General features: G+C 70.7%; 11 protein-coding genes. 9 read left to right on the forward strand and 2 right to left on the reverse strand.

What is annotated here, in order from left to right:
* The first annotated feature begins 14 nt into the window (after window positions 1-14).
* The 5 genes from OG410_RS29840 to OG410_RS29860 all read left to right on the forward strand — a co-directional run bounded on the left by OG410_RS29840 (window position 15) and on the right by OG410_RS29860 (window position 7,160).
* Window positions 15-1,067, forward strand: a complete 1,053-nt coding sequence (locus OG410_RS29840; protein ID WP_329301923.1) for an ABC transporter permease — start codon at window positions 15-17, stop codon at window positions 1,065-1,067.
* Window positions 1,064-1,999, forward strand: coding sequence for a carbohydrate ABC transporter permease (locus tag OG410_RS29845; protein ID WP_329301924.1), 936 nt, complete (start codon window positions 1,064-1,066; stop codon window positions 1,997-1,999). Before OG410_RS29840 ends, OG410_RS29845 begins: the two co-directional genes overlap by 4 nt.
* A gap of 129 nt (window positions 2,000-2,128) precedes the next feature.
* Complete coding sequence (locus OG410_RS29850) at window positions 2,129-4,135, forward strand: beta-galactosidase (protein WP_329301925.1); 2,007 nt, start codon at window positions 2,129-2,131, stop codon at window positions 4,133-4,135.
* Window positions 4,132-6,408: a glycosyl hydrolase family 95 catalytic domain-containing protein gene (locus OG410_RS29855; RefSeq protein WP_329301926.1), complete on the forward strand. Its 2,277-nt coding sequence runs from the start codon at window positions 4,132-4,134 to the stop codon at window positions 6,406-6,408. The genes OG410_RS29850 and OG410_RS29855 overlap by 4 nt, the downstream gene beginning before the upstream one ends.
* 35 nt (window positions 6,409-6,443) lie before the next feature.
* A complete protein-coding gene (locus OG410_RS29860; protein ID WP_329301927.1) occupies window positions 6,444-7,160 on the forward strand; it encodes a glycoside hydrolase family 12 protein in 717 nt (238 codons plus the stop codon).
* 48 nt (window positions 7,161-7,208) lie between these two features.
* On the opposite strand, the gene OG410_RS29865 is transcribed toward OG410_RS29860, so the two are convergent.
* On the reverse strand, window positions 7,209-9,251 hold the full coding sequence (locus tag OG410_RS29865) for a glycoside hydrolase family 31 protein (protein WP_329301928.1): 2,043 nt from the start codon (window positions 9,249-9,251) through the stop codon (window positions 7,209-7,211).
* Between the two features lie 209 nt (window positions 9,252-9,460).
* A complete protein-coding gene (locus tag OG410_RS29870) occupies window positions 9,461-10,474 on the reverse strand; it encodes a LacI family DNA-binding transcriptional regulator (protein ID WP_329301929.1) in 1,014 nt (337 codons plus the stop codon).
* 366 nt (window positions 10,475-10,840) lie between these two features.
* Between OG410_RS29870 and OG410_RS29875 the strand changes: the two genes are divergently transcribed.
* The 4 genes from OG410_RS29875 to OG410_RS29890 all read left to right on the forward strand — a co-directional run bounded on the left by OG410_RS29875 (window position 10,841) and on the right by OG410_RS29890 (window position 18,457).
* The gene (locus tag OG410_RS29875) at window positions 10,841-12,772 is read left to right on the forward strand and encodes an acyl-CoA dehydrogenase family protein (protein ID WP_329301930.1); all 1,932 of its coding nucleotides are present in this window, start codon (window positions 10,841-10,843) and stop codon (window positions 12,770-12,772) included.
* Between the two features lie 160 nt (window positions 12,773-12,932).
* Window positions 12,933-15,707, forward strand: a complete 2,775-nt coding sequence (secA, locus tag OG410_RS29880) for a preprotein translocase subunit SecA (RefSeq protein WP_329301931.1) — start codon at window positions 12,933-12,935, stop codon at window positions 15,705-15,707.
* Window positions 15,708-15,899: 192 nt separating this feature from the next.
* Window positions 15,900-17,156: a 1-deoxy-D-xylulose-5-phosphate reductoisomerase gene (gene dxr, locus OG410_RS29885; RefSeq protein ID WP_329301932.1), complete on the forward strand. Its 1,257-nt coding sequence runs from the start codon at window positions 15,900-15,902 to the stop codon at window positions 17,154-17,156.
* Window positions 17,153-18,457 carry a M50 family metallopeptidase gene (locus tag OG410_RS29890; protein WP_329301933.1) on the forward strand — a complete coding sequence of 435 codons (1,305 nt, stop codon included), beginning with the start codon at window positions 17,153-17,155 and terminating at the stop codon, window positions 18,455-18,457. The genes dxr and OG410_RS29890 overlap by 4 nt, the downstream gene beginning before the upstream one ends.
* Window positions 18,458-18,477 lie beyond the last annotated feature (20 nt).

The raw sequence follows: 18,477 nt of genomic DNA on the forward strand, positions 1-18,477 counted from the left end.
GCAAGGAGAAGGCCGTGTCCCACAGCACGGTGCCTCGGAGCAGGGCCGGGGCCAGGGCGGGCAAGAGGACGCCGGAAGGGAGCCCGCCGGACGGCGCCACCGGACGGCGGGCCGCCGGGGGCGCCGCACAGGGCGCGGGAAAGCCGGCCTTCCGGCTGCGGTTCAGACGCGACCGCACCCTGATCCTGATGACCCTGCCCGCGATCGCGCTGCTGCTCGTCTTCACCTACATACCGGTGCTGGGCAATGTCGTCGCCTTCCAGGACTACGACCCGTATCTGAGTGACAACGGCTTCGTCGCGATCTTCGAGAGCCCCTGGACCGGCCTGGAGAACTTCCGGCGGATCTTCGCCGACTCGGCCTTCTGGCACGCGGTGCAGAACACGTTCGTCCTGTTCTTCCTCCAGCTCGTGCTCTACTTCCCGATCCCCATCGGCCTCGCACTGCTCATCAACAGCGTGGTCAGACCCCGGGTCCGGGCCGTCGCCCAGGCGGTCATGTACCTCCCGCACTTCTTCTCCTGGGTCCTCGTCGTCACCGTCTTCCAGCAGATCTTCGGCGGGGCGGGCATCATCGCCCAGACCCTGCGCCAACACGGTCATCAGGGCATCGACCTGATGACCGACCCGGGGATCTTCAAGTTCCTGGTGACGGCCGAGGGCGTCTGGAAGGACGCGGGCTGGGGCATCATCGTCTTCCTCGCGGCCCTGTCGGCCGTCTCGCCCGACCTGTACGAGGCCGCCGCCATGGACGGCGCCGGACGGTGGCGCCGGATGTGGCACATCACCCTGCCGGCCCTGCGCCCGGTGATCGCCCTGCTCCTGGTGCTGCGCGTCGGCGACGCGCTCACCGTCGGCTTCGAGCAACTCCTGCTCCAGCGCGACGCGGTGGGACCCGGCGCCGCCGAGGTCCTCGACACCTACGTCTGGTGGAACGGCATCCGCAACCAGGACTTCGGCTACGCCGCGGCGGCCGGACTGATCAAGGGGGTGGTCGGCCTGGGGCTCGTCCTGACCGCCAACAAGGTCGCCCATCTCATGGGCGAGCAGGGGGTGTACGAGAAATGACCGCCGTGACGCACGCACCGCGCGAGAGGCCCGGCCGCCGGTCGGCACCGCCCCGGCCGCCCTGGGAGGAGGAGCCGTCCAAGGCCGGCCTCGCGGGCAAGGGGCTCATCCTCGCCCTGGCCGCCTTCGCGATCCTGTTCCCGCTCTGGATCGTCGTCGTCACCAGCCTCCAGTCGAAGAAGACCATCGACGCGGCCGGCGGACTGGTCGTCGTCCCCAGGGGTGTCACCCTCGTCGCCTACAGGGAACTGCTCACCGGCGGCCAGGTGCAGCGCGCCGCGCTCGTCAGCGTCGGAGTGACCCTGGCCGGCACCCTGTTCAGCATGGCGGTCTCGGTCCTGTGCGCCTACGGGCTCTCGCGCGTCGGATCGCTCGGCCACCGCTGGTTCCTGATGCTGCTGCTCGCCACGATGTTCTTCGGCGCCGGCCTCATCCCCACCTATCTGCTGGTGCAGGCGCTCGGCCTCACCGACAGCTACCTCGCGTTGATCCTCCCCAGCGCGGTCAGCGTCTTCAACATCCTGGTGCTGCGGGCGTTCTTCATGGGCATCTCGCCCGAACTCGTCGACAGCGCCCGCATCGACGGCGCGGGCGACTGGCGCATCCTGTGGCAGATCGTGATGCCGCTCTCCCGGGCAGTCCTCGCGGTCATCTCGCTGTTCTACGCGGTCGGTTACTGGAGCGCCTGGTTCAACGCCTCCATCTACCTGAGCGACCAGGACATGATGCCGCTCCAGAACGTCATGATCCAGCTGGTGCAGAAGCAGGAACGGCCGGTCGGCCTCGCCACCCAGATCAACACCGGTCAACTGTCGCCGCTGGCCATCCAGATGGCCGTCATGGTGATGGCGCTGCTGCCGGTCGCGGTCCTCTCGCCCTTCGTCCAGCGGCACTTCAAGAAGGGCATGCTCACCGGCGCAGTGAAGGGCTGACCCCCCCGGCGCTCCGTACCCGGGTGCCCCGGTGCCCACCCCGCGCCGCCCCCAGCTCGTCGCGGCCGACCTGCTCCTGACCAGCGGTCGGCCGCGGCGGTCCACTCCTCACCCCGAACGAGGTAGGTCATGCGCACGCCCCCTGGAACCGGTCCGCAGTCCGGGCGGCCGAGCCTGAGCGACGCCACCCGGGGCCGCATCCTGTTCGGCGGCGACTACAACCCCGAACAGTGGCCTGAGGAGATCTGGCACGAGGACGTCCGCCTCATGAAGGAGGCCGGCGTCAACTCCGTCACCCTCGGGGTCTTCTCCTGGGCCAGGATCGAACCCCGCCCCGGGGCAAGGGAGTTCGGCTGGCTGGACCGGCTGATGGACCTGATGCACGCGCACGGCATCGGCGTCGTGCTCGCCACCCCCACCTCCTCGCCGCCGCCCTGGATGGGCCGGCTGCATCCCGAGACCCTGCCCCGGGACGAGGAAGGCCGCACCGAATGGTGGGGCTCCCGGCAGCACTTCTCGCACTCCAGCGCCGTCTACCGCAGCCATGCCGCCGCCGTCACCGAGGACCTGGCGGCCCGCTACGCCGGCCACCCCGCCCTCACGATGTGGCACATCAACAACGAGTACTGCACCGTCGACTACGGCGACGAGGCGGCCACCGCTTTCCGCCGCTGGCTCCAGGACAGGTACGGCACCCTCGAAGCGCTCAACACGGCCTGGGGAACGGCCTTCTGGGGCCAGGCCTACGACGACTGGCACGAGGTCCTCCCGCCGCGTCACGCGCACTACATGAAGAACCCGACGCATGTCCTCGACTTCAGGCGGTTCACCTCCGACATGCTCCTGGAGTGTTACGCCGCCGAGCGGGACATCGTGCGCCGCCACAGTCCCGGCACTCCGGTGACCAGCAACTTCATGCCGATGTGGGTCGGCCAGGACGCCTGGCGGTGGGCCGAGGAGGAGGACGTCGTCTCGGTCGACCTCTATCCCGACCCGCGCGACCCGCTCGGCGCGCAGCACGGCGCGCTCGTCCAGGACATGACGCGCTCGCAGGCGGCGGGCGGTCCCTGGATGCTCATGGAACAGGCGGCCGGAGCCGTCAACTGGCGCGGTGTGAACCATCCCAAGCCGCGCGGGCTGAACCGGCTGTGGTCCCTCCAGGCTGTGGCGCGCGGCGCCGACGCCGTCTGCTACTTCCAGTGGCGGCAGTCCCGGCAGGGCGCGGAGAAGTTCCACTCCGGGATGATCGGCCACGCGGGGGAGCGGGGCCGCACCTTCCAGGAGATCAAGCGGATCGGAGCCGAACTGGCCGCCCTCGCACCCCATGTGACGGGCAATCGAGTCGAGGCGGACATCGCGATCCTGCACGACTGGAACTCCTGGTGGGCGGGAGACCATGACGGCCGGCTGTCCGCGGAGAACGACTGCGCAGAAGTCGTACGGACCTGGCACCGCGCCCTGTGGGAGGCCCACCTCACCACCGCGTTCGCCCACCCCGAGCATGACCTCTCCGCGTACCGGATGGTCGTCGTGCCCCAGTTGTACCTCCTCGCGGACGCGGCGATCGACAACCTCCTGGCCTACGTACGAGCGGGCGGAACGCTCGTCTGCGGCTTCCTCACCGGCGTCGCCGACGAGGACGACCGGGTCCGGCCGGGCGGCATGGACCAGCGGCTGCGCGACCTGTTCGGCATCCGCACGCTGCACGAATGGTGGCCGCTGGACGCGGGGGAGAAGGTCGCGTGCGACAGCTTCTCGGGCACGCTGTGGTCCGAGGAGATCGAACCCGACGGCACCGCGACCGTCGAGGCGCGGTACCGCGGCGGCGAGCTGGACGGACTGCCCGCCGTACTGTCCAAGGGCACCGCCCGCTACCTCTCCACCCTGCCCGAACCGGCCGCTCTGCGCGCACTGCTGGCGGCCGCCGCGGACCGTGCGGGCGTCCGGCCGCCACTCGGCCTGCTGCCCGACGGCGTCGAGGCCGTCCGGCGCGGCGACCTGCTCTTCCTGCTCAACCACCGGCGCGACCCGGTGACCGTCGAGGTGCCGGGCAGCCACCGCGACCTGCTCGGCGGTGCGGCCGTGCGGGACTCCGTACGACTGGAGCGCCACGGAGCGGCGGTGCTCGCCCCATGACCGGCGAGGCCCGCTCGGGCCCCCACGCGGACCGCTCCCCGACGGAGGGCGGCCCCGGGTCCGCCCCCGTCCACGGCACCTGGGAACCCCGGCCCGCCGCCCGCTGGGAGGACGCCTTCCTGAGCGGGAACGGCACACACGGCGCCATGGTGTTCGGCGATCCGAACGATGACCGGGTCATCGTCAACCATCACCGTCTGGTCCGCCCCAACGGCAGCGCGGACGCCCGCCCGCCCGAGCTCGCCGACCGCCTCGCCGACGTACAGGACCGGCTGCTCGCCGGGGACGTGAACGCCGGCGAGGACTTCACCGACGGACGGCCGCTGCTGTGGGTACAGCCGTTTCATCCGGCGTTCCAGGTGCGGTTGCGCCGCCCCGCCGAGGAGGCGCGCGGCTACCGCCGCGAGGCCGACTTCACCACCGGGGTCGTCCGCACCGTGTGCGGTGACCGGCGGAGCGAGGTGTTCGTCTCGCGCGCCGACGACGTGATCGCGCAGTACGTGACCGCCCCCGGCCCCGCGGCCGAGGTGACGCTGGACCACCGGCTGCCGGGAGCGCCCGCGGACCTGGCGGTGGAGCACGGAGCCGTCCACACCCCCGAGGGTGCCCTGCTCACCCTGCGCTCCCGCTATCCGGGCAGCGACCTGGCGTACACCGGGGTCACCCTCCTCGTCACGGACGGTGACACCCGTCCCACCCCTTCGGGCGTACGGGCCGAGGGCGCCCGCTCGATGCTGCTGCTCACCCGGGTGCGCCGGCACCCGGGCCACCTGGACGCCCGCGCGGAGTTCCGCGCGCTGCGGGATCTGCTGCCCGGGTCCGGTCACGGCGCCGAGGACATCGAGAACGCCCACGCGCACCTGCTCTCCCGCCACACCGCCCTGCACCGCGCCGCCTATCTGCGGGTCACCCTCGACCTGCACGCCGATCCCGCCGAACGGGCCCTGCCCGGATCGGAGCTGGTCCGGCGCCCCAAGAGCCCCGCCCTTGTGGAACGGCTCTTCGCGGCCGGCCGGTACCACCTGCTGTCGGCGGCCGGCACGCTGCCGCCGCGGCTGACCGGCCTGTGGACCGGCGACTGGGACACCGCCTGGTCCGGGGCGTTCACCACGGACGCCAACCTCAATCTCCAGACGGCGTCGGCCGCCGCGGCCGCCCTCCCCGAGGTCACAGAGGCGCACGCGGCCCTGGTCCACGGCCAGTTGCCGCACTGGCGGGACAACGCCCGAGCCGTCTTCGGCGCACGCGGGGCACTCGCCCCCGCCCACACCGACGGCGAGTCCGGCCACATCTACCACCTCAGCCGCGCGTACCCGCTGCACGTGTGGACCGCGGGCGCCGACTGGCTGCTCAAGCCGCTCGTGGACCACGACGAGACCCGCGGCGCCCGCGACCCGCGGCTGGCCACGGCGCTCGCCGAAGCCGCCCGCTTCTACGAGGACTTCCTGACCCGGACCGACCAGGACGGCCACCTGGTGATCGTGCCGTCCTACTCCCCGGAGAACCGTCCCGCGAACGCGAGCTGGGTCACCGTGAACGCCGCCATGGACCTCTCGGCGGCCCGCCACGCCCTGTGCACGGCGGCCGCGTATCACCCGGGCCCCGACGCCGAGCGCTGGCGGGCGCTCGCCGACCGGCTGCCGCCGCACCGGGTCAACTCCGAGGGCGCGCTCGCCGAGTGGGCCCGTCCCGGACTCCTCGACACCTACGACCACCGGCACCTCAGTCACCTCTACGGCGTCTGGCCGCTCGACGAGATCAACCCCTACGACACCCCCGGGCTCGCCGCGGCGGCCCGTCGCGCCCTCGAACTGCGCGGCGCCGAGAACGACTCGGCGCACGGCCACCTCCATCACGCCCTGGTGGCCGCCCGGCTGCGGGACGCCGGGCGGGTGGCGAAGGCCCTCGACAACGTCCTGGCCGGGGACTTCTTCCACGTCTCCCTGATGAGCGGCCACTACCCGGACCGGCACGTCTACAACGCCGACGCGGCCCACACCCTGCCCGCCGTCGTCATCGAGGCACTCGTCCAGTCCACGCCGCGGCGGCTCGTCCTCTTCCCGGCCCTCCCCACGAGCCTGCCGAGCGGTGAACTCCGGGGCATCCGCACGAGGTTCGGCGCGGAGGCCGACCTCACCTGGACCCCCGACGGCGCCACCGTCGTACTGCGGCCGGGCCGCACCTGCCGCATCGAACTCCGGACTTCCGCCGGCGCGCGACCGCTCTCCCTGAGCGCCGGAGAAGACCGCGTCCTCACCCTGGGGCCGCGGTAGCCCCCGCACTTCCCCCCACCCATGAAAGGGACCTCATGGCGCTTCGTACACGGAACAGGATCACTATGACCCTGCTGGCCCCCGCGCTCGCGCTCGGCGCGACGATCGGCCTCGCCTCGGCCCCCGCCCAGGCCGCCGTCTGGTCATCCTGCGACCAGTGGGGCAACACCACCCTGAACGGCTACACGCTCTACAACAACATCTGGGGCTCCGGCGCGGGCAGCCAGTGCGTCTGGGCCAACTCCGGCACCAACTGGGGAGTCTGGGCCAACCACCCCAACACCGGCGGCATCAAGTCCTACCCGAACTCCAAGAAATACGTCGGCAAGACGATCTCGGGGCTGTCCTCCCTCACCAGCACCTACAACGTCACCGTCCCGTCCTCCGGTGCGTACAACACCTCGTACGACATCTGGGACACCGACTACGACTACGAGACCATGCTCTGGGTCAACTACAACGGCGCCGTCGGCGCGCTCGGCACCTCGCAGGGCACGCTCACGCTGAACGGCAACACCTGGACCGTCTACAAGGGCAACAACGGCGCGAACGACGTCTTCTCGTTCCTGCGCACCTCGGACTCCACCTCCGGCACCATCAACATCCTCCCGATCATGAGGTGGATAGCGAACACCAAGGGCTGGATGTCCAGCGCCGAGACCATCGGCGACGTGCAGTTCGGCTTCGAGATCACCTCCTCCGCGGGCGGTCTCGACTTCGCCGCCAACAACCTGACGGTCAGCAGCAGCTGACCCGTGCGCCCAGGCGCGGCCGGCCCCTCCCGGGACCGGCCGCGTCCGCTATCCGGCCACCGGCAGCCGCGCCCCGTCCCGCAGGAACAACGGGATCCGGTCCAGCGGCGCGTCCACCGTCACGGCCGCGCCCCCCTCGTACGACACCCCGGTCCACGCGTCCGTCCAGCGCGCCCCCGCCGGGAGATACGCGGTACGGGCCGTCGCACCCGCGGTGAGGACCGGCGCGACCAGCAGGTCCCGGCCGAGGAGGTAGGCGTCGTCCACCGACCAGGCCGCCTGGTCGCCCGGGAACTCCAGGAGCAGCGGGCGCATCACCGGCAGCCCCTCCTCGTGGGCTTCCCGCATGACGTCCAGCACGTACGGCTTCAGGCGCTCGCGCAGCCGCAGGTACTTCTCCATGATCGCGCCGGCCTCCTCGCCGTACGACCAGACCTCGTTCGGGCCGCCGGTCATGCCGGGACCGAGCGGCAGGCCGGGGTCGCGGAAGCCGTGCAGCCGCATCAGCGGCGACAGCGCGCCGAACTGGAACCAGCGCACCATGACCTCGCGGTACGCCGGGTCGTCCGGGTCGCCGCCGTGGAAGCCGCCGATGTCGGTGTTCCACCAGGGGATCCCGGACAGCGCGGTGTTGAGACCCGCGGCGATCTGGCGGCGCAGGGTCGCGAAGTCGGTTCCGATGTCGCCCGACCACAGGGCGGCCCCGTAGCGCTGGCTGCCCGCCCAGGCCGAGCGGTTGAGGGAGATGATCTCGCTCTCCCCGGCGGCGCGCAGGCCCTCGTAGAAGGTGCGGGCGTTCTCGCGCGGGTAGAGGTTGCCCACTTCGAGTCCCGGGCCCGCGTGGTAGCGCAGGTTCTCGGAGAAGCCCGGCTTCAGCTCCGGCTCGCAGGCGTCCAGCCAGAAGGCCGAGATGCCGTACGGGTCGAGATAGTTGTCCTTCACGCGGGACCACAGGAAGTCCCGCGCCTCGGGGTTCGTGGCGTCGTAGAAGGCCACCTGGACCGTGGAGGCGACCTGCTTGTCCGGCCAGTCGGCGTGCGCCATCGGCCCGTACTCCGTGCCGATGAACCAGCCCCGCTGCTCCATGAGCTGATGGTTCTCGGAGAGCGGCGAGACCGAAGGCCAGACCGACACGACCAGTTTGACGCCGAGACCGGCGAGTTCGGCCTGCATGGCCGCCGGGTCGGGCCACTCGGCCGGGTCGAACTTCCAGTCGCCGAGGTGGGTCCAGTGGAAGAAGTCGCAGACGATCACCGACAGCGGAAGGCCCCGCCGCTTGTACTCCCTCGCCACCTCCAGGAGTTCGTCCTGGGTGCGGTAGCGCAGCTTGCACTGCCAGAAACCGGCCGCCCACTCGGGCAGCATCGGTGTCCGGCCGGTCGCCGCGCTGTAGCGGCGCTGGGCGTCGGCCGGGGTGCCCGCGGTGATCCAGTAGTCGATCTGCCGGGCCGAGTCGGCGACCCAGCGGGTGCCGTTGCCCGCGAGCTCCACCCGGCCGACGGCCGGGTTGTTCCACAGGAGGGTGTAGCCGCGGCTGGAGGTGAGCACCGGAACGGTGACCTCGGCGTTGCGCTGGATCAGGTCCAGGACCGCGCCCTTCTGGTCGAACAGTCCGTGCTGGTGCTGCCCGAGGCCGTACAGCCGCTCGCCGTCGTACGCGGCGAAGCGCTGCTCCAGGCGGTGGTGGCCGTTGCCGGTGGGGGTGTACAGCCGTGGGCCGGGCCACCAGAAGTGGGCGCGCTCCTCGGCGAGGAGTTCACCGCCGTCCGCGGTGCGGGTGAAGCGGATCAGCCCCTCGGCGCTCACCTCGACGGTGAGTGCTCCGACCGTCAACCGGCCCTCTCCGCCGATGAGTTCCAGGGTGCTCGTGGTGTCCTCGGGCCGGTCGAGCAGCGCTCCCGGCAGGCCTTCGAGCAGCGGACCGCCGAGCCGGGCGCGGACCCGCACGGCATCGGGGCCCCACGGCTCGATCCGGACGGTCTCCGTACGGCCGCTCCACTCCAGAGCGCCGTCCCGTTCACGGAAGGTGCCGACGGTCGGGGAGGACTGCGCGAGGCTCACCTGGGGCTGGACTGCGGCGGACTGATTCACGTGGATGCTCCTGAAGGAGTGCAGACATGAAGGAGTACGGACGGGGAGTGCGGCCGGGATTCCGTCCGGGGTGGGGCGGCAAAGGGCGGTACAGGGAGAGCACGCGGACAGCGGCTGCCCGGCAGGGGCACGAAGTCCGTGAGGCCCGCGAGGCCCGCGCAGGGAGTGCCGGCGGGTGCCGGCGGGTGCGCCGCCGGCAGGAGCCCGGCTCAGGGAGCGGCCGGCGCCGGCCCCGTGCTCGCCCGTACCGTCAGCTCCGGGGCGATCAGTACGACTTCGTCCTTGCCGCGTCCTTCGAGCTTGGCGATCAGATGCTCGACGGCATGGCGGCCCATGTCCTGGGCGGGGATGGCGACCGACGTCAGCCGCACCGAGGACTGGGTGGCGACCTGGTCCGGGCAGATCGCGATCACCGAGACGTCCTCGGGGACGGCACGGCCCTTCTGGCGCAGCAGCGCGAGCAGCGGTTCGACCGCCGACTCGTTCTGCACGACGAAGCCCGTGGTGCCCGGGCGCTCGTCGAGGATGCGGGCGAGGGTGAGGGCCATCGCGTCGTAGCCGCCCTCGCAGGGCCGGTGCAGCACCCGCAGCCCCAGCTCGCGGGAGCGGGCACGCAGTCCGTCGAGCGTCCGCTCGGCGAAGCCGGTGTGCCGCTCGTAGACGGCGGGCGCCTCGCCGATGACAGCGATGTCACGGTGGCCGAGCAGCGTCAGGTGCTCGGCGCACAGCGCGCCCGTCGCCCCGAAGTCGAGGTCGACGCAGGTCAGGCCGGTGGTGTCGGCGGGGAGGCCGATGAGCACGGACGGCTGGTCGGTCTCACGCAGCAACGGCAGCCGCTCGTCGTCGAGTTCGACGTCCATCAGGATCATCGCGTCGGCGAGCCCGCTGCCGGTGACCCGGCGCACCGCGTCGGGCCCCTCCTCGCCGGTGAGCAGCAGGACGTCGTAGCCGTGGGTCCGGGCGTTGGTGGCCACCGCGATGGCGATCTCCATCATCACGGGTACGTACATGTCGGTGCGCAGCGGGACCATCAGCGCGATGATGTTGGACCGGCTGCTCGCCAGGGCGCGGGCGCCCGCGTTCGGGTGGTAGCCGAGTTCCTGGATGCTCTGCTCGACCCGCTGCCGGGTGCTCGCGGAGATGGACCGCTTGCCGCTGAGGACATAGCTCACCGTGCTCGCCGAGACTCCGGCGTGCTGGGCGACCTCGGCGAGGGTGACCATCCGGCTCTCCCAGTTTTGTGAAGCGCTTCGACAGTGCGCGCGATACCGATAGGGGCGATGAGGGTGGCTCGACACTAGCTCGGTGGAGGAATCGTGTCCATAGGCTGTCGAAGCGCTTCGACAGCCAATTCCCGGCGCCGGCCCGGCCCTCGGTGGCCGTGCGGAACCTCACCCGGACGGCGCACCCGGACCGTCCCCCGGAACGGGCCTCCGGTGCAACACCGGCGGCCGGTTCGCGGGTGGGTCCATTGCGCCGAACGCTGCGCGAGGACTGGTGGGGTCGTCCGGAATCAGGTAAATACGATCGAGTAGAACCGGTCGGTAACGGACAGTCCCAAGATCCCTATTCGCGGCGAGGTGACCCTCATGTCCGCAACACCCCACCAGCCCACAGTCACCGAACGTGAGGCCCGACAGGTCGCCGAGGCCGCGCGCGAACAGGACTGGCGCAAGCCCAGCTTCGCCAAGGAACTCTTCCTCGGCCGCTTCCGGCTCGACCTGATCCACCCGCACCCGCTCCCGGCCGACGAGGACACGCAGCGCGGCGAGGAGTTCCTGGCCAAGCTGCGGGACTTCTGCGAGACGAAGATCGACTCCGCCCGGATCGAGCGCGAGGCACTGATTCCGGACGAGACGATCACGGGGCTCAAGGAACTCGGCGCCCTCGGCATGAAGATCGACACCAAGTACGGGGGTCTCGGCCTCACCCAGGTGTACTACAACAAGGCCCTCGCCCTGGTCGGCTCGGTGAACCCGGCGCTCGGCGCCCTGCTCTCGGCCCATCAGTCGATCGGCGTACCGCAGCCGCTGAAGCTCTTCGGCACCCAGGAACAGCGGGACACCTTCCTGCCGCGCTGCGCCCGCACCGACATCTCCGCCTTCCTGCTCACCGAACCGGACGTCGGCTCCGACCCGGCCCGGCTCGCCACGACCGCCGTGCCGGACGGCGACGACTACATCCTCGACGGGGTGAAACTGTGGACGACCAACGGCGTCGTCGCGGACCTCCTCGTCGTCATGGCGCGCGTCCCGAAGTCCGAGGGCAGCAAGGGCGGCATCACGGCCTTCGTGGTGGAGGCCGCCTCGGAGGGCGTCACGGTCGAGAACCGCAACGCGTTCATGGGTCTGCGGGGCCTGGAGAACGGCGTCACCCGCTTCCACCGGGTGCGGGTGCCGGCCGCCAACCGCATCGGACCCGAGGGGGCGGGGCTGAAGATCGCCCTCACCACCCTCAACACCGGACGCCTCTCGCTGCCCGCGATGTGCGTGGGCGCCGGCAAGTGGTGTCTGAAGATCGCCCGTGAGTGGACGTCGGTGCGTGAGCAGTGGGGCAAGCCGGTCGCGTTCCACGAGGCCGTCGGCTCCAAGATCTCCTTCATCGCGGCCACCACCTTCGCGCTGGAGGCCGTGCTCGACCTGTCGTCGCAGATGGCCGACGAGAACCGCAACGACATCCGCATCGAGGCCGCCCTCGCCAAGCTGTACGGCTCCGAGATGGCCTGTCTCATGGCCGACGAACTGGTCCAGATCCGCGGCGGCCGCGGCTTCGAGACGGCCGCGTCGCTGGCGGCCCGCGGCGAGCGCGCCGTCCCCGCCGAGCAGGTGCTGCGCGACCTGCGCATCAACCGCATCTTCGAGGGCTCCACGGAGATCATGCACCTGCTGATCGCCCGGGAGGCCGTCGACGCCCACCTCTCGGTCGCCGGCGACCTCATCGACCCCGACAAGTCCCTCTCCGAGAAGGCGAAGGCGGGCGCGAACGCCGGTGTCTTCTACGCCAAGTGGCTGCCGAAACTGGTCGCGGGCGCGGGCCAGCTCCCGCGCTCCTACAACGAGTTCCACCACGACGTGGACCTCTCCACGCATCTGCGGTACGTCGAGCGCAATGCCCGCAAGCTCGCCCGGTCCACCTTCTACGCGATGTCGCGCTGGCAGGGCCGTATGGAGACCAAGCAGGGCTTCCTGGGCCGGATCGTCGACATCGGCGCCGAGCTCTTCGCGATGAGCGCGGCCTGCGTACGGGCGGAACACCTGCGCACGAAGGACGATCACGGACGCGAGGCCTACCAGCTCGCCGACGCCTTCTGCCGCCAGTCCCGCATCCGTGTCGAGGAACTCTTCGGACGCCTGTGGAGCAACACCGACGACATCGACCGCAAGGTCGTCAAGGGCGTCCTGTCCGGCACCTACACCTGGCTGGAGGAAGGCGTCCTGGACCCGTCGGGCGAAGGCCCCTGGATCGCCGACGCCACCCCCGGCCCGAGCACCCGGGAGAACGTGCACCGGCCCATTCGCTGACGATTTCCCCGGCGGTGCGCTCCCGCCCGTCCGCCGCCCTGCTGCTTGCCGCGCCGCAGCAGGGCGCCGACAATGAACGCAACGGCGAACGGGGACATCCACCACGACGCCCTGGCGGTTCTCCCCGGCATCGACCGCGCCGGACTGCGAGGGATGTCCTATGCCAGCAAAAGGGCTCGACGCCATCACCGGAAGGATCATGCGGGCGGGCGAGGGCCGGATGCTGCGCCGCCTCGAACACCTCGCCGCGCAGACCGGCTCCCTGGAAGAGGAGTTCAGGGCGCTGTCCGACGAGGAGCTCCAGGCCCTGACACCGGAGTACAAGGAGCGTCTCGGCGCGGGCGAGAGCCTGGACGACCTGCTGCCGGAAGCCTTCGCCGCGATGCGCGAGGCCTCCCGCCGCATCCTCGGCATGCGGCACTTCGACGTGCAGATCATGGGCGGAGCGGCACTGCATCTCGGCCACATCGCCGAGATGCAGACGGGCGAGGGAAAGACGCTCGTCGGCACCCTGCCGGTCTATCTGAACGCCCTCGCCGGCAACGGGGTCCACCTCGTCACCGTCAACGACTACCTGGCCCGCCGGGACGCCGAGTGGATGGGGCGCGCGTACCGCTTCCTCGGACTGAGCGTCGGCGTCCTCAGGGCCGAGTCGACCCCCGCCGAACGGCGTGCCCAGTACGCCTGCGACGTCACCTACGGCACCAACACCGAGTTCGGTTTCGACTACCTGCGCGACAACATGGCCCGCTCCAAGGACGAACTCGTGCAGCGCGGGCACCACTTCGCGATCGTCGACGAGGCCGACTCGATCCTCATCGACGAGGCGCGCACCCCGCTGATCATCTCCGGGCCGGCCGACCAGCCGACGCACTGGTACGAGGCCTTCGCCGCGTTCGTCCAGCACATGAGGGGCGTAGCGGTGCAGGAGGAGCAGTTCACCACGCAGGCCGACAAGGACCGCCTCGCCGTCCTGCGGACGGGGCACGACTACGAGTACGACCCCAAGAAGCGCACGGTGTCGATCCTGGACCCCGGCGTCGAGTACCTCCAGGACCAGCTCGGCATCGACAGCCTCTACGAGTCCGACCACACCCCGCTGATCGGACACCTGAACAACGCGCTCAAGGCCAAGGAGCACTTCAGGAAGGACAAGGACTACGTCATCGTGGACGGCGAGGTGCTGATCGTCGACGAGCACACCGGCCGCATCCTTGCCGGCCGGCGCTACAACGAGGGACTGCACCAGGCCATCGAGGCCAAGGAAGGCGTCGCGATCAAGGACGAGAACCAGACGCTCGCCACGATCACCCTCCAGAACTTCTTCCGCCTCTACGGCAAGCTCGCCGGCATGACCGGCACCGCCATGACCGAGGCGGCCGAGTTCCACCAGATCTACCGGCTGCACGTCGTCCCGATCCCCACCAACCGGCCCATGGTCCGGCGCGACGACCCCGACCAGATCTACCGCACCGAGGAGGCTAAGTACGCCGCGGTCCTCGCCGACATAGCCGAGAAGCACGCCCTCGGCCGGCCGGTCCTGGTGGGCACCACCTCCGTCGAGAAGTCCGAGACGCTCTCCGCGCTGCTGCGCCGGCAGGGCATCCGGCACGAGGTGCTCAACGCCAAGAACCACCGGCGGGAGGCCCAGATCGTCGCCCAGGCCGGACGCCGGGGCGCCGTCACCGTGGCCACCAACATGGCGGGCCGCGGCACCGACATCATGCTCGGCGGCAACCCCGAGGCGATGGCGCTCGCCGAGGCGGGCGAGGACGCGGACCCCGGGGAACGGCGCGGGGTCCTCGACCGGATCACCTCCGCGGTCGCCGCCGAGCACGACGAGGTCACGGCGCTCGGCGGACTGTACGTACTGGGCACCGAGCGGCACGAGTCACGGCGCATCGACAACCAGCTCCGCGGCCGCTCCGGCCGCCAGGGCGACCCGGGCGCCTCCCGCTTCTACCTCTCCCTGGAGGACGACCTGATGCGGCTGTTCCGGGCCAACGTCGTCGACCGTGTGATGGCCATGGCGAACGTCCCCGACGACGTGCCCATCGAGAACAAGATGGTCACCCGCGCCATCGCCTCCGCCCAGGCCCAGCTGGAGCAGCAGCACTTCGAGTCGCGCAAGGACGTCCTGAAGTTCGACGAGGTCCTCAACCGGCAGCGCACCCTCATCTACGCCGAGCGCCGCCGCGTCCTGGACGGCGAGGACCTGAACGAACAGATCGCGCACTTCATGGAGGACACCGTCCGGGCGTACGTCGAGCGGGAGACCGGCGAGGGCTTCCCCGAGGAATGGGACCTGGAGAGGCTGTGGGGAGCCCTACGGCAGCTCTACCCTGTGGGGATCACGGTCGGGGAACTGGTGGACCTCCACGGCGGCCGTGAGGACCTCACCACAGAGCGGGTCCTCGAGACGGTCACCGACGACATCCGCGCCCGGTACGCGGAGCGCGAGAGGGAACTCGGCCCGGAGGCCCTGCGCGACCTGGAGCGTCTGGTCGTCCTGTCCGTCCTCGACCGCAAGTGGCGCGAGCACCTGTACGAGATGGACTACCTGCGCGAAGGCATCGGACTGCGCTGGACGCTCGGCCGCGAGCCGATCGTCGAGTACGAGCGCGAGGGCTACGACATGTACGGAGCCATGACCGACGCCATCAAGGAGGAGTCCGTCGGCTACGTCTTCAACCTCGACACCGCCGCCCCGGCCCCCAGGGCCCTGGAACCCCGCGACCGTGCCGACGGACTGATCTTCACCGCGCCGACGCTCGACACGGCCGACGGTGTGGTCGAAGGCGCGTTCGCCCCCGCACAGCCGCTCAGGACCGCGTCGGCCGTTCCCGGACCCACCGAAGCACCCGCCGACGCACGGCCCGCGCGCGGCGGTCCCCGGTCGTCCGGACCCGCGTCCCGGCGCCGCCGCAAGCGCTGACCTGCGGATCAGTAGGACGGCCAGACCACGCCACGGCCACCGCGGACGGGCACCCGCCCGCCGCCGCCCCGTGGAATGCCCGATCCTCGCGGGCGCCCCCGAGGCGCCCCGGCACCACCGGTCACGGGGCGAGACGGCGGGAATGAGGGACGCCCTGTCTTCGGGCGGACGCGATGCGGCCACAATGGGGGGATGAGCGACAGTCCAGCCCCCCTCGCTGATCCGCATCTCGTCTTCGACCCCGTGAACGGAGTCCGGGATGTCGTGATCCTCGGATCCACCGGCTCGATCGGCACCCAGGCCATCGACCTCGTGCTGCGCAACCCCGACCGGTTCCGGGTCACCGCGCTGTCCGCCGCCGGCGGCAGGGTCGCCCTGCTCGCCGAGCAGGCCCACCAGCTGCGGGTACGGACGGTCGCCGTGGCGCGCGAGGACGCAGTCCCGGCGCTCAGGGAGGCCCTCGCGGCCCGGTACGCACCCGGTGAGACCCTTCCCGAGATCCTCGCCGGGCCCGACGCGGCCACCCAGGTCGCCGCGTCCGACTGCCACACCGTGCTCAACGGCATCACCGGTTCCATCGGCCTCGCGCCCACCCTCGCCGCCCTGGAGGCGGGCCGCACCCTCGCGCTCGCCAACAAGGAGTCGCTCATCGTCGGCGGCCCGCTCGTGAAGGCGCTGGCGAAGCCGGGCCAGATCATCCCGGTCGACTCCGAGCACGCGGCCCTCTTCCAGGCGCTGGCCTCCGGCACGCGCGCGGAGGTACGCAAACTCGTCGTGACCGCCTCCGGGGGCCCCTTCCGCGGCCGTACGAAGGCGGAGCTGGCGGACGTGAAGCCGGCCGACGCCCTGGCGCACCCCACCTGGGCCATGGGCCCGGTCATCACGGTCAACTCCGCGACCCTGGTCAACAAGGGACTGGAGGTCATCGAGGCGCACCTCCTCTACGACATTCCCTTCGACCGCATTGAGGTGGTCGTGCACCCGCAGTCGTATGTCCACTCGATGGTGGAATTCACGGACGGCTCGACGATCGCCCAGGCGACGCCCCCCGACATGCGGGGGCCCATCGCCATCGGCATCGGCTGGCCCGAGCGCGTCCCGGACGCGGCCCCCGCCTTCGACTGGACGAAGGCCTCGAACTGGGAGTTCTTCCCGCTCGACGAGGAAGCCTTCCCGTCCGTGGGACTCGCCCGGCACGTGGGGCAGCTCGCGGGTACGGCCCCGGCGGTGTTCAATGCCGCCAACGAGGAGTGCGTGGACGCGTTCCTGAACGGCACACTGCCGTTCAACGGGATCATGGAGACCGTCACCCGGGTCGTCGAGGAACACGGCACACCGCGTACGGGAACTTCCCTGACCCTCGCGGACGTCCTCGAAGCGGAGACCTGGGCGCGCGCCCGGGCCCGTGAACTGACGGCACAGATGACAATCGCGGAGGCTCGTGCATGACGACCCTGATGATGATCCTCGGCATAGTCGTCTTCGTGATCGGCCTGCTGATCTCGATCGCGTGGCACGAGCTGGGACATCTGTCGACGGCCAAGCTCTTCGGCATCCGGGTGCCGCAGTACATGGTGGGCTTCGGCCCGACCATCTGGTCGCGCAGGAAGGGCGACACCGAGTACGGCATCAAGGCCGTTCCGCTCGGTGGCTACATCCGCATGATCGGGATGTTCCCGCCCGGCCCGGACGGCCGGATCGAGGCCCGCTCGACGTCCCCCTTCCGGGGCATGGTCGAGGACGCCCGGTCGGCCGCGTTCGAGGAGCTGAAGCCCGGCGACGAGACCCGCCTCTTCTACACGCGCAAGCCGTGGAAGCGCGTGATCGTGATGTTCGCCGGCCCCTTCATGAACCTGATCCTGGCCGTCGCGATCTTCCTCGGCGTGATGATGACGTTCGGCATCAACACGCAGACCACCACGGTCAGCGCGGTCTCCCCCTGCGTGATCCAGGCCAGCGAGAACCGCGACAAGTGCACGAAGAAGGACCCGGTCGCGCCCGCCGCGGAGGCGGGACTCAAGCCCGGTGACAAGATCGTCGCCTTCAACGGCACGCCCGTCCCGGACTGGTCCGCGCTTCAGTCCGACATCCGCTCCAACCCCGGCAAGAAGGTGACGATCACCGTCGACCGCGGGGGCGAGCAGCTCGGCCTCACCGCCCACCTGGTCAAGAACACGGTGAGCAGGACCGACGGCAGCGGCGGCTATGTGGAGGGCAAGTACGTGGAGGCCGGCTGGTTCGGCTTCACGCCCGCCACCGGCATCGTCGAGCAGTCCTTCGGCCAGTCCGTGGACCGCATGGGCGACATGATGCAGAACGGCGTCGAGTCCCTGGTCTCGCTGCCCGGCAAGGTCCCCGACCTGTGGGACGCGGCCTTCGGCGACGGCCCGCGCAAGGCCGACTCCCCGATGGGCGTGGTCGGCGCGGCCCGCATCGGCGGCGATGTCTTCACCCTGGACATCCCCGCGTCGCAGCAGGTCGCGATGATGCTCCTGCTGGTCGCCGGGTTCAACCTCTCCCTGTTCCTGTTCAACATGCTCCCGCTGCTCCCGCTCGACGGCGGGCACATCGCGGGCGCGCTGTGGGAGTCGCTGCGCCGCAACCTCGCGAAGCTGCTGCGCCGCCCGGACCCGGGTCCGTTCGACGTGGCGAAGCTGATGCCGGTGGCCTACGTGGTGGCCGGGATCTTCGTCTGCTTCACCTTGTTGGTCCTCGTGGCAGACGTCGTCAATCCCGTGAAAATCTCTTAGCCGTACAGCGTTGGCGACGG

The organism is Streptomyces sp. NBC_00659 (assembly GCF_036226925.1).
Taxonomy (GTDB): domain Bacteria; phylum Actinomycetota; class Actinomycetes; order Streptomycetales; family Streptomycetaceae; genus Streptomyces.